This is a genomic window from Caenimonas soli (assembly GCF_013155545.1).
Classification (GTDB): Bacteria; Pseudomonadota; Gammaproteobacteria; order Burkholderiales; family Burkholderiaceae_C; genus Ramlibacter; species Ramlibacter soli.
The window spans coordinates 177,777-190,185 of record NZ_JABJVV010000004.1 but is presented as its reverse complement, the minus strand read 5'-3'; the positions used below and the strand labels follow the sequence as shown (position 1 = coordinate 190,185).

Here is a 12,409-nt window from a genome sequence, read left to right as displayed (position 1 = left end):
CCACGTAGGACAAAACCTCATTCAGCCCATTTTGTTGCGGGTTCGCGACATGGCCCTTCAACGTAAAATCAAAGGCTTCGCGCCGCCTCAGCCTCCTCCTAATGACCCAATTCGCCAAAGAAACCCTGCCCATCAGTCTTGAAGAGGAAATGCGGCGCAGCTACCTCGATTACGCCATGAGCGTGATCGTGGGCCGTGCGTTGCCCGACGCCCGTGACGGCCTCAAGCCCGTTCACCGCCGCGTGCTCTACGCAATGCACGAGCTCAATAACGACTGGAACCGTCCCTACAAGAAGTCGGCGCGTATCGTGGGCGACGTGATCGGTAAGTACCACCCGCACGGTGACCAGTCGGTCTACGACACCATCGTTCGCCTGGCGCAGGATTTTTCCATGCGCCACATGCTGGTGGACGGCCAGGGCAACTTCGGCTCGGTCGACGGCGACAACGCGGCGGCCATGCGTTACACCGAAATCCGGCTGTCCAAGATCGCGCACGAGATGCTTGCCGACATCGACAAGGAAACCGTCGACTTCGGCCCCAACTACGACGGCAGCGAAAAAGAGCCGCTGGTATTGCCCAGCAAACTGCCCAACCTGCTGGTCAACGGTTCGGGCGGCATTGCGGTGGGCATGGCCACCAACATCCCGCCGCACAATCTCAACGAGGTGGTCGATGCCTGCCTGCACCTGCTGCGCAACCCCGAGGCCAGCATCGATGAGCTGATGGAGATCGTGCCCGCGCCCGACTTTCCCACCGCCGGCATCATCTACGGCATCAATGGCGTCAAAGAAGGCTATCGCACCGGCCGCGGCAAGGTGGTCATGCGCGCGAAATGCCACTTCGAGGACATCGACAAGGGCCAGCGCCAGGCGATCATCGTCGACGAACTGCCCTACCAGGTGAACAAGAAGACGCTGCAGGAGCGCATGGCCGAGCTGGTCAACGAGAAGAAGATCGAGGGCATCAGCCACATCCAGGACGAGAGCGACAAGTCGGGCATGCGCCTGGTCATCGAGTTGAAGCGCGGCGAAGTCCCTGAAGTCGTCCTGAACAACCTCTACAAGCAGACCCAGCTGCAGGACACCTTCGGCATCAACATGGTGGCCCTGATCGACGGCCAGCCCCGCCTGTGTAACTTGAAAGACCTCATCCAGGTCTTCCTGCAGCACCGGCGCGAAGTGGTGACGCGGCGTACCGTGTTCGCCCTGCGCAAGGCGCGCGAGCGTGGCCACGTGCTGGAAGGCTTGGCGATCGCGCTGGCCAACATCGACGACTTCATCGCGATCATCCGCAACGCCCCGACACCGCCGGTGGCGAAAGCCGAACTGATGAGCCGGTCCTGGGACAGCCAGCTGGTGCGCGAGATGCTCACCCGCACCCGCACCGATGGCGGCATCGTCAACGCCGACGACTACCGGCCGGACGGGCTCGAGCGAGAGTTCGGCATGGGCAGCGACGGCCTTTACCGCTTGTCCGATACGCAGGCCCAGGAAATCCTGCAGATGCGCCTGCAGCGCCTCACCGGCCTGGAACAGGACAAGATCGTTGCCGAATACAAGGACGTGATGGCCGAGATCGAGGACCTGCTCGACATCCTGGCCAAGCCGGCCCGGGTCTCCACCATCATCAGCGAGGAACTCACTTCGCTGAAGCAGGAGTTCGGTGACACCAAGCTGGGCGCGCGCCGCAGCCTGGTCGAGCACAACGCCCAGGATCTGGCGACCGAGGACCTGATCACGCCCACCGACATGGTGGTGACGTTGTCCCACTCGGGCTACATCAAGAGCCAGCCGCTTTCCGAATATCGCGCGCAAAAACGCGGCGGACGCGGCAAGCAGGCCACGGCGACCAAGGAAGACGACTGGGTCGACCAGCTCTTCATCGCCAACACCCACGACTGGATCCTGTGCTTCTCCAACCGCGGCCGGCTTTACTGGCTCAAGGTCTGGGAAGTGCCCGCGGGCTCGCGCGGTTCGCGCGGCCGGCCCATCGTCAACATGTTCCCGCTGCAGGAAGGCGAGAAGATCAACGTGGTGTTGCCGCTGACCGGTGAGTTCCGCAGCTTCCCGGCCGACCACTTCGTGTTCATGGCGACCAGCATGGGCACTGTGAAGAAGACGGCCCTGGACGAGTTCAACAACCCGCGCAAGGGCGGCATCATCGCCGTGAACCTGGACGAAAGCGACTACCTGATCGGCGCGGCGCTGACCGACGGCAAGCATGACGTGATGCTGTTCTCCGACGGCGGCAAGGCGGTGCGCTTCGACGAGGATGACGTGCGGCCGCTGGGCCGCGCAGCGCGCGGTGTGCGCGGCATGGCGCTGGACCCCGGACAAAGCGTGATCGCCATGTTGGTGGCCGAGGACGAACAGCAAAGCGTGCTGACGGCCACGGCCAACGGCTATGGCAAGCGCACCAGCATCACCGAATACACCCGGCATGGCCGCGGCACCAAGGGCATGATCGCGATCCAGCAGAGCGAGCGCAACGGCAAGGTGGTCGCCGCCACGCTGGTCCACGCCGACGACGAGATCATGCTGATCACCGATAAGGGCGTCCTGGTCCGCACCCGTGTCAGCGAAATCCGCGAGCTGGGCCGCGCCACCCAGGGCGTCACCCTGATCGGCCTGGACGAGGGTTCCAAGCTGAGCGGGCTCCAGCGCATCGTCGAAAACGACGCGCAGGCCGCCGAGGGTGAGGAAGACCCGGCCGGCAACGACGAGGCCGCATGAAAAAGGACCTGGCCCAGCTGCGCAACGAGATCGATGCCGTCGATCGCGAACTGCTGGCCGCCCTCAATCGCCGGGCGGCACTGGCCAACGAGGTCGGGGACCTCAAACGCGCGGAAGGCTCGACCGTGTTCCGCCCCGACCGCGAGGCCCAGGTCATCAACGGCCTTCAGGCCGCCAACCCGGGGCCGCTGAAGGCAAGCAACGTCGCGACCATCTGGCGCGAAATCATGTCGGCCTGCCGGGCGTTGGAAGCGCCGCAGCGCGTGGCCTACCTGGGCCCGGCCGGCACCTTCAGCGAGCAGGCCGCGGTGCAGTTCTTCGGCTCCAGCATCGAGCATGTGCCCTGCGTCAACTTCGACGAGGTGTTCCATGCGGCGACCGCGGGCACGGCCGATTTCGGCGTGGTGCCGGTGGAGAACAACAGCGAAGGCGTGGTCACGCGTTCGCTCGACCTGCTGCTGCACTCGCCCCTTCATATCGTCGGCGAGATCAGCCTGCTGGTGCGCCATCACCTTTTGCGCCTGTCCAATTCCTTGGATGGCGTGGAGGTGGTGCTGGCCCATCCCCAGGCGCTGGCGCAGTGCCAGGGCTGGTTGAACAAGCACCTGCCGAAGGCCGAGCGCCGCGCGGTGTCGAGCAACGCCGAGGGCGCCCGGCTGGCGGCCACCAACCCGGCGTGGGCCGGCATCGCCGGGGAACGCGCCGGCAGCGAATTCGGCCTGCACATCGCAGCGCACGCCATCCAGGACGACCCGTTCAACCGCACACGCTTCGCCGTAATCTGCCTGCCGCAGACCCTGGAAGCGCCGCAGGCCTCCGGCCGCGACTGCGTCAGCCTGGTGGTTTCCGTTCCCAACCGGCCCGGCGCTGTCCACGACATCCTGGTCCCGCTCAAACAGCATGGTGTCTCCATGACGAGGTTCGAGTCGCGGCCGGCGCGATCCGGCCAGTGGGAATACTATTTCTATATCGACGTGCAAGGCCACCCCTCGCAGCCTCATGTGGCTGCGGCGCTCAAAGATCTCCAGTCCCTCTGTGCCTTCTACAAGGTGCTAGGCACCTATCCCGTCGGCGATTAAAACGAAAATATGTTCGAGCAACTTGGTCTGATCGGCTGCGGCCTCATGGGGGGCTCTTTCGCCCTGGCGCTCAAGCGCGCCGGTCTGGTGAAACGCGTCGTCGGCTACAGCAAATCGCCGTCCACCACGCAACGTGCGTTGTCCATGGGCGTGATCGACGTCGAGGCGCCGTCTGCCCTGCTGGCCGTTTCGGGGGCCGACATCGTGTTGCTGGCGGTGCCGGTCTCAGCGACCGAGGCCACGCTCAAGGCCATCAAGCACCTGGTCACCAACGACATGCTGATCATGGACGTGGGCTCCACCAAGCGCGACGTCATCGATTCGGCCCGCCGCGTGCTGCGCGACCACATCGGCTCGTTCGTGCCCTGCCATCCGATCACCGGCAAGGAAGTGTCGGGGGTGGAGCACGCCGATCCCGACTTGTACACGGGCAAGCAGATCATCCTGACACCCATCGATCGCACGCATCCGGCTCAGGCCGAAAAAGCCGTCCAAGTCTGGGAAGGGCTGGGCTGCAACGTGCTGAAGATGACGCCCGATGACCACGACGCCGCCTTCGCCGCCGTGAGCCACCTGCCCCACCTCATCGCCTTCGCGCTCATCAACGGCATTACTTCGCAGAACCACGGCAAGGACTACCTCTCCCTGGCCGGCCCGGGCTTTCGCGACTTCACCCGTATCGCCGCGAGCGATCCCAAGATGTGGCGCGACATCCTGCTGGCCAACCGGCAGGAATTGCTGGCCCAGTCCAAGGTCTTTCAGCGCACGCTCCACGCCATGGAACTGATGATCGAGAGCGGCAACGGCGAAGCCCTGGAAGACCTGATCAACCAGGCCAGCGAGACCCGCGCGCATTGGCGCATGGGCACCTCCAAGAAATGACGAGCGCCCTGCTCAAGCCCTGATGTTCGCGACCGAGTTCCTGGACATACCGCCGTTGGACAGCGCCGCGGGGACCGTGCTGTTGCCCGGTTCCAAGAGCATCTCCAACCGTGTGCTGCTGCTGGCCGCTCTGAGCGCCGGGACCACCACCGTGCACGAATTGCTGGACTCCGACGACACGCGCGTCATGCTGAACGCCCTGCGCGCGCTAGGTTGCGGCGCAAAGCACAGCGGGAAGGCCGTCGAGATCACCGGGCTGGGCGGCCGGGCGCCGGCGCTGCCTGCCAGGCTATTCCTGGGCAACGCCGGCACGGCAATGCGCCCCTTGACGGCGGCGCTGGCTGTCATTGGAGGCGAGTTCGAGCTGAGCGGCGTGGCTCGCATGCACGAAAGGCCCATCGGCGACCTGGTCGATGCGCTACGCCAGTTGGGCTGCGACATCCAGTACCTGGGAACCGAGGGCTATCCGCCGCTGCGCATCGGACGGCCCCAGCTCAAACTCGACCGGCCCATCCAGGTCCGCGGCGATGTCTCGAGCCAGTTCCTCACCGCCTTGTTGATGGCGCTGCCGTTGGTGGCCAAGCAGGACGTCGTGATCGAAGTGACCGGCGAGCTGATCTCCAAGCCCTACATCGAGATCACGTTGAATCTGCTGGCCCGTTTCGGCATCACCGTGCGGCGCGAAGGCTGGCAGCGCTTCACCATTCCCGCCGGCAGCAACTTCCGCTCCCCCGGCAGCATCCACGTGGAGGCCGACGCTTCCTCCGCCAGTTACTTCGTGGCGCTCGGCGCGATCGCGGCGGCTCAAGGCCAGCCGCTGCGCGTTTCCGGCGTGGGCGAGGACTCCATCCAGGGCGACATCCGCTTCATCGATGCCGCGCGCCTGATGGGTGCGCAGGTGAACGGCGGCCCCAATTCGCTGGAGGTGTCGCGTGGCGCCTGGCCGCTCAAGGCCATAGACCTGGACTGCAACCACATCCCGGATGCAGCCATGACCCTGGCGGTGATGGCGCTATACGCCGACGGCACCACCACCCTGCGCAACATCGCCAGCTGGCGCGTGAAGGAAACCGATCGCCTGGCCGCCATGGCCAAGGAGTTGCGAAAGCTGGGCGCCGAAATCGTGGAAGGGCCGGACTTCATCACGGTCACGCCGCCTGTCCAATGGAAACCGGCCAGCATCCATACCTACGACGACCATCGCATCGCGATGTGCTTCTCCTTGGCCGCCTTCAATCCGGCGGGCGTGCAGGTGCGCATCGAGGACCCGAAGTGCGTGGGCAAGACCTTCCCCGACTACTTCGAAACCTTGTTCGCGGTCGTGCAGACTCCAGCGCCGCGCATTCCGGTGATCTGCGTCGACGGCCCGACCGCCTCGGGCAAGGGGACATTGGCCTCCCAGGTTGCCCACAGGCTCGGCTACCACTACCTGGATTCCGGCGCGCTTTACCGCATCACCGCATTCGCCGCCGTCCGGGCCGGGCTGGCGCTGGACGCGGCCCACGAGCACAGCATCGGCAAGATGGCCGAAACCCTGCCCGTGCGCTTCCTGGGCGGCCAGGTCCTGCTGGGCGAGCAGGACGTGACCGATGCCATCCGCACCGAAGAAGCGGGCATGAACGCCTCCAAGGTGTCCGCCCTGCCCGCCGTGCGCACGGCGCTGGTGGCTTTGCAGCAGAGCTTCCGGCGGCTGCCCGGGCTGGTGGCCGACGGGCGCGACATGGGCACGGTGATCTTTCCCGACGCCCAGATGAAGGTCTATCTCACGGCGAGCGCCGCCCAACGCGCCGAGCGCCGCCATAAGCAGTTGATTTCAAAGGGAATTTCAACTACAATCGATGCTCTTCGCGCTGACCTGGAAGCGCGCGACGCAAGGGATTCGTCCCGGGCAGTCGCGCCACTCAAGCCAGCCGGGGACGCCCTCCTTCTGGATAACTCAAGTCAATCGGTCGATGAATCGGTGGCCCAGGTGCTCCAGTGGTGGGAGGGCAAACAGCCTTTTGGGTCCGCCCATTAGGTTTTCCGGCCCACGCCGCCCTTCTCGCGCGCCAGCGCACCAGGCAGTGTGGTTCAACAACTTAACCCGCGGTGCCAAGCCGCACAAACCGCCGTCCCAGTCCTAGAAACAGCCGCGTTGAAGCGATTTTGCTTTTGCGTCTGGAAACCTGTGCGACGTGCAAGGAAACCGAATGTCTGAATCCATGGAATCTTTTGCCTCGATGTTCGAGGAATCGCTGCAGCGCTCTGAAATGCGCACCGGCGAAGTGATCACTTCCGAAGTGGTGCGTATCGAACACAGCTTTGTCGTCGTCAACGCCGGCCTCAAGTCCGAAGCGTATGTGCCGATCGACGAGTTCAAGAATGACAAGGGCGAAATCGAAGTCCAGGTGGGCGATTTCGTCTCGGTGGCCATCGACGCCATCGAAAACGGTTACGGCGACACCATCCTGTCGCGCGACAAGGCCAAGCGCCTCGCATCCTGGATGAGCCTTGAGAAGGCCCTGGAGTCCGGCGAATTCGTCACCGGCACCACCAGCGGCAAGGTCAAGGGCGGCCTGACGGTCCTGGTCAACGGCATCCGCGCCTTCCTGCCCGGCTCGCTGATCGACACGCGTCCGATCAAGGACCTGACGCCGTACGAAAACAAGACCATGGAGTTCAAGGTTATCAAGCTGGACCGCAAGCGCAACAACGTGGTGTTGTCGCGTCGTGCCGTGGTCGAAGCTTCGATGGGCGAAGAGCGCGCCAAGCTGATGGAAACCCTGAAGGAAGGCTCCGTCGTCCGCGGCGTCGTCAAGAACATCACCGAATACGGTGCGTTCGTGGACCTCGGCGGCATCGACGGCCTGCTGCACATCACCGACATGGCCTGGCGCCGTGTCCGCCACCCGAGCGAAGTCGTTCAGGCCGGCCAGGAAATCACCGCCAAGATCCTCAAGTTCGACACCGAGAAGAACCGCGTGTCCCTGGGCCTGAAGCAGATGGGCGACGACCCGTGGATGGGCGTGAACCGCCGCTACCCGCAAGGCACCCGCATGTTCGGCAAGATCACCAACATCGCCGACTACGGCGCGTTCGTGGAACTCGAGCCCGGCATCGAAGGCCTGGTGCACGTGTCGGAGATGGACTGGACCAACAAGAACGTCGCCCCCTCCAAGATCGTGTCCCTCGGCGATGAAGTCGAAGTCATGGTCCTCGAGATCGACGAAGACAAGCGCCGCATCAGCCTGGGCATGAAGCAGTGCAAGGCCAACCCCTGGCAGGAATTCGCGCAGAACACCAAGCGCGGCGACCGCGTCAAGGGCCCGATCAAGTCGATCACCGACTTCGGCGTGTTCGTCGGCCTGGCAGCAGGCATCGACGGCCTGGTGCACCTGTCCGACCTGTCCTGGAACGAGACCGGCGAAGCCGCCGTGCGCAACTACAAGAAGGGCCAGGAAGTCGAAGCCATCGTTCTGGCCGTCGACGTGGACCGCGAGCGCATCAGCCTGGGCATCAAGCAGCTGGACGCCGACCCGTTCACGACCTTCGTGTCCGTGCACGACAAGGGCTCCGTGGTTTCGGGCAAGGTCAAGACCGTCGACCCCAAGGGCGCCGAGATCGACCTGGGCCAGGAAATCCTGGGCTACCTGCGCGCCAGCGAAATCTCCCGCGACCGCGTGGAAGATGCCCGCAACGTGCTGAAGGAAGGCGACGAAGTGACGGTCGTGGTCGTGAACATCGACCGCAAGACCCGCAACATCCAGCTGTCCATCAAGGCCAAGGACATGGCCGACCAGCAGGAACAGATGTCGAACCTCTCGCAGCAATCCGCTCGCGAGAACGCCGGCACCACCAGCCTGGGCGCCCTGCTGCGCGCCAAGCTGGATAACACCGAGAAATAAGAGCAAAGGACTGTCATGCCGGACTCGATCCGGCATCCATGCAGCCGCGTGGATCCCGGGTCAAGCCCGGGATGACAACCCCAAGGCCCTATGACTCGTAGTGATCTCGTCGAAGAACTGGCCGCGCGTTTCAGCCAGCTGACGCACCGCGACGCCGAATATGCCGTCAAGACCATTCTTGACGCCATGGGCGACGCGCTGGTGCGTGGGCATCGGATCGAAATCCGCGGTTTTGGCAGTTTCTCGATCAACCGGCGCCCGCCGCGCATGGGCCGCAACCCGCGCTCCGGCGAAAGCGTCCATATCCCCGAGAAGCGCGTACCCCACTTCAAGCCGGGCAAGGCGCTGCGTGAGGCGGTGGATCAGCGCACGGCCGAAATCGAGGCCGAGGGCAAGCCCTGACGCTGTCGCTAGAATCAGCCTTCCCACTGAGGAAGACTTGATTTGAAATACCTCATGTGGCTGCTCAAGGCAGCCATTTTTTTTACCCTGTTCGCTTTTGCACTGAACAACCAGCAGGATGTGACGGTGCACTTCTTCTTCGGCACGCTCTGGCGCGCGCCCCTGGTGCTGGTCGTGCTCGCCGCGTTCGCGCTGGGCCTGGCCATCGGCGCCCTGGGCATGGTGCCGCGGTGGCTGAGGCACCGTGCCGCAGCCCGGCGCGCCCACGAAGGCATGACGACGCAGTTCCCCCCGGACGCCGGACCCTCCCAGCATGGACTTTGACCTGAGCTGGGTCCTCTGGGGCCTGCCCATCGCCTTCGTGCTGGGCTGGCTGGCCTCGCGCCTGGACCTGCGCCAGCTGCGCATCGAGAACCGCCAGGCTCCCAAGGCCTACTTTCGCGGCCTGAATTTCCTGCTGAACGAACAGCAGGACCAGGCCATCGACGCCTTCATCGAGGCCGTTCAGAAAGACCCGGACACTTCCGAGCTGCACTTCGCCCTGGGCAACCTGTTTCGCCGGCGCGGCGAATACGAGCGCGCCGTTCGCGTCCACGAGCACCTGCTCTCGCGCGGCGACTTGAGCCGCGCCGATCGCCATCGCGCCCAGCATGCGCTGGCCCTGGACTTCCTCAAGGCCGGCCTGCTGGACCGCGCGGAGGAAGCGTTGCGCAAGCTGGAGGGCACGGCTTACGAGAGCCAGGCCTTGCTCGCGCTGCTGGCAATCTACGAGCGCACCCGCGATTGGGGCCAGGCTTCGGAAATCGCGAAGAAACTCGATGCATCGGGCCACGGCACTTTCACGGCGCGCCTGGCGCATTACTTGTGCGAGCAGGCCGCCGCGGCCCCACCGGAGAAAGCAGAGCAGCTGCTGCGCGAGGCGATCAAGATTGCGCCGGCCGCCGCCCGCCCCGGCATCGAGCTGGCGGCACTGCAGCGACGCGCCGGCGATGCCGCCGGGGCCCTGGACACACTGTCGCGGCTGGCGCATTCGGCGCCGGCCTCCATTCCGCTGGTTTCGAAGGCATTGACAGAAGCCGCCCTGGCCACCGGCCAGCAAGCCCAGGCCATGGAGATCCTGCTCACCAGCTACGAGCTGTCGCCATCGCTGGACGTGCTGGAAGGCATCGTCGCACTCGAGCCGGACGCCACCGTGGCCAGGGAATGGTATGTGAAGCACCTCGAACGCGAGCCATCGCTGGTCGCGGCCACCAAATGGCTGGCGGGCGAGAAGCTGGAGCACGAGCAATTTCATCCCCATGTGCAAAGTGCGCTGGACCATGCGGTGAAGCCTCTGACGCGCTATCGTTGCGCGGCGTGCGGCTTCGAGGCCAAGCAGCACTTCTGGCAATGCCCCGGCTGCCAGGCTTGGGACAGCTATCCCGCCCGCCGGGTGGAGGAACTATGAGTTTGAGCAAGCAACAATTGGCGAAGTCGCGGGTGCTGGTGGTCGGCGACGCGATGCTCGACCGCTATTGGCACGGCGCGGTGGAGCGGATCTCGCCCGAGGCACCCGTTCCCGTGGTCAAGGTCACGCGCGAGGAAGAACGCATCGGCGCCGCCGCCAACGTCGCCTACAACGTGATCACGCTGGGCGCGCAGGCCAGCTTCCTTGGCGTCGTGGGCGATGACGAGCCAGGGCACCGGCTGGAGGCCTTGCTGCGCGAAACCGGCATCGCCACACACCTCAAGCGCGACCCGGGCCTGAAGACCACCGTGAAGCTGCGCGTGATCGGCCGCCACCAGCAGCTGCTGCGCATGGACTTCGAGAACGAACCCGACCACGAGGCGCTGGCCCTGCAGAACGAAACGTTCGCGCTCCTCGCACCGAAACACGACGCGGTATTGTTCTCCGACTACGGCAAGGGCGGTCTGGCCCACATCGGCACCATGATCGCCGCCGCCCGAGCGGGCCGAAAATCAGTGCTGGTCGATCCCAAGGGTTCGGACTATTCGCGCTACAGCGGCGCCACCGTCATCACGCCCAACCGCGCCGAGTTGCAGCAGGTAGTGGGGAGCTGGCGCGACACCGATGAGCTGCGTGCCAAGGCGCAAAATCTTCGCGAGGCGCTCAAGCTCGACGCCCTGTTGGTGACGCTGGGTGAGGATGGCATGACGCTGTTCGATGCGCAGGGCGATTCCCATGTGGAAGCCCAGGCGCGCGAGGTTTTCGATGTGACCGGTGCCGGCGACACGGTGATAGCCACGCTGGCCGCGCTGGTCGGCGCGGGCATGGGCCTGCGCGATGCCATGCCGCTGGCCAACAAGGCGGGCGGCATCGTCGTGGGCAAGTTCGGCACCGCCACCGTTTCGTACGAGGAGCTCTTTTCATGACACGCATGGTGGTCACCGGCGCTGCGGGTTTCATCGGCAGCAACATCGTCAAGGGCCTCAACGCGCGTGGCATCGACGACATCATCGCCGTCGACGACCTGACGCAGGGCGACAAGTTCCGCAACCTCGCCGACCTGAAAATCGCCGATTACGTGGACGCCGACATGTTCTACGACCTGTTCGCCGAGGGCTACTTCGGCAAGGTCGAAGCCGTCTTCCACGAAGGCGCCTGCAGCGACACCATGGAAACCGACGGCAAGTACATGATGGACAACAACTACACGTTGTCGTGCGGCTTGTTCAATGCTTGCCAGGAGCGCGGCGCCCGCCTGCTCTATGCATCTTCGGCGGCGACCTATGGCGGCTCGGACACGTTCCGCGAAGCCCCCGAGTTCGAGCGGCCGCTCAACGTCTATGGCTACTCCAAGCTGCTATTCGACCAGAGGATGCGGCGCGAATTGGGCAACGACTTCAACCGCGCCAAGTCCCGCAAAGGCCGCCAGGTGGCCGGCTTCCGCTACTTCAATGTCTATGGCCCACGCGAGCAGCACAAGGGGCGCATGGCCAGCGTGGCCTTCCACCAGTTCAACCAGTTCAAGACCGAAGGCAAGGTCAAGCTGTTCGGCGAGTACGGCGGCTATGGGCCGGGCGAGCAGAAACGCGATTTCGTCTTCATCGACGACGTGGTCGCCGTGAACCTGTGGTTCCTGGACCACCCCGAAAAATCGGGCATCTTCAACCTGGGATCGGGCCGGGCCCAGCCGTTCAACGATGTGGCGACGGCGGTGGTCAATGCGCTGCGCGGCTCAACCCCGCCTTTCGACACGGCGTCCGCAGCCGCGGCCGGCTTGATCGAGTACGTTCCGTTCCCCGACGCACTGCGCGGCAAATACCAGTGCTATACCCAGGCCGACCTGGGCGCGCTGCGCGCCGCCGGCTGCGACCACGCTTTTGCTGATGTACAAACTGGGGTCGGTAAATACATGGCTGAGCTTTCGGCCTAGGGTCGGCACGGTCAACCGCGCTGCCCGGCTTGCGTTAGTCAAAGGTCCCC

The 12,409-nt window shown here is 64.7% G+C and carries 10 protein-coding genes; all 10 read left to right on the top strand.

Annotated elements, in window-relative coordinates; translation table 11 throughout:
• Positions 1–101: 101 nt before the first annotated feature.
• Positions 102–2,735, top strand: a complete 2,634-nt coding sequence (gyrA, locus tag HNE04_RS07890; protein WP_172217986.1) for a DNA gyrase subunit A — start codon at positions 102–104, stop codon at positions 2,733–2,735.
• Positions 2,732–3,814, top strand: a complete 1,083-nt coding sequence (pheA, locus tag HNE04_RS07885; protein ID WP_172217985.1) for a prephenate dehydratase — start codon at positions 2,732–2,734, stop codon at positions 3,812–3,814. The genes gyrA and pheA overlap by 4 nt, the downstream gene beginning before the upstream one ends.
• 9 nt (positions 3,815–3,823) lie before the next feature.
• A complete protein-coding gene (locus HNE04_RS07880) occupies positions 3,824–4,696 on the top strand; it encodes a prephenate dehydrogenase (protein ID WP_172217984.1) in 873 nt (290 codons plus the stop codon).
• A 22-nt stretch (positions 4,697–4,718) separates the two neighbouring features.
• Positions 4,719–6,713: a bifunctional 3-phosphoshikimate 1-carboxyvinyltransferase/cytidylate kinase gene (locus HNE04_RS07875; protein ID WP_172217983.1), complete on the top strand. Its 1,995-nt coding sequence runs from the start codon at positions 4,719–4,721 to the stop codon at positions 6,711–6,713.
• A 172-nt stretch (positions 6,714–6,885) separates the two neighbouring features.
• Positions 6,886–8,580 (top strand): 30S ribosomal protein S1, encoded by a 1,695-nt coding sequence (gene rpsA / locus HNE04_RS07870; RefSeq protein WP_235964862.1) that lies wholly within the window; start codon positions 6,886–6,888, stop codon positions 8,578–8,580.
• Between the two features lie 90 nt (positions 8,581–8,670).
• A complete protein-coding gene (locus HNE04_RS07865) occupies positions 8,671–8,982 on the top strand; it encodes an integration host factor subunit beta (RefSeq protein WP_172217982.1) in 312 nt (103 codons plus the stop codon).
• Positions 8,983–9,024: 42 nt separating this feature from the next.
• Positions 9,025–9,306: a LapA family protein gene (locus HNE04_RS07860; RefSeq protein ID WP_172217981.1), complete on the top strand. Its 282-nt coding sequence runs from the start codon at positions 9,025–9,027 to the stop codon at positions 9,304–9,306.
• On the top strand, positions 9,296–10,429 hold the full coding sequence (lapB, locus tag HNE04_RS07855) for a lipopolysaccharide assembly protein LapB (protein ID WP_172217980.1): 1,134 nt from the start codon (positions 9,296–9,298) through the stop codon (positions 10,427–10,429). Before HNE04_RS07860 ends, lapB begins: the two co-directional genes overlap by 11 nt.
• Positions 10,426–11,355: a D-glycero-beta-D-manno-heptose-7-phosphate kinase gene (gene rfaE1 / locus HNE04_RS07850; RefSeq protein ID WP_172217979.1), complete on the top strand. Its 930-nt coding sequence runs from the start codon at positions 10,426–10,428 to the stop codon at positions 11,353–11,355. The genes lapB and rfaE1 overlap by 4 nt, the downstream gene beginning before the upstream one ends.
• Positions 11,352–12,359, top strand: coding sequence for an ADP-glyceromanno-heptose 6-epimerase (gene rfaD, locus HNE04_RS07845; RefSeq protein ID WP_172217978.1), 1,008 nt, complete (start codon positions 11,352–11,354; stop codon positions 12,357–12,359). Before rfaE1 ends, rfaD begins: the two co-directional genes overlap by 4 nt.
• Positions 12,360–12,409: the final 50 nt, after the last annotated feature.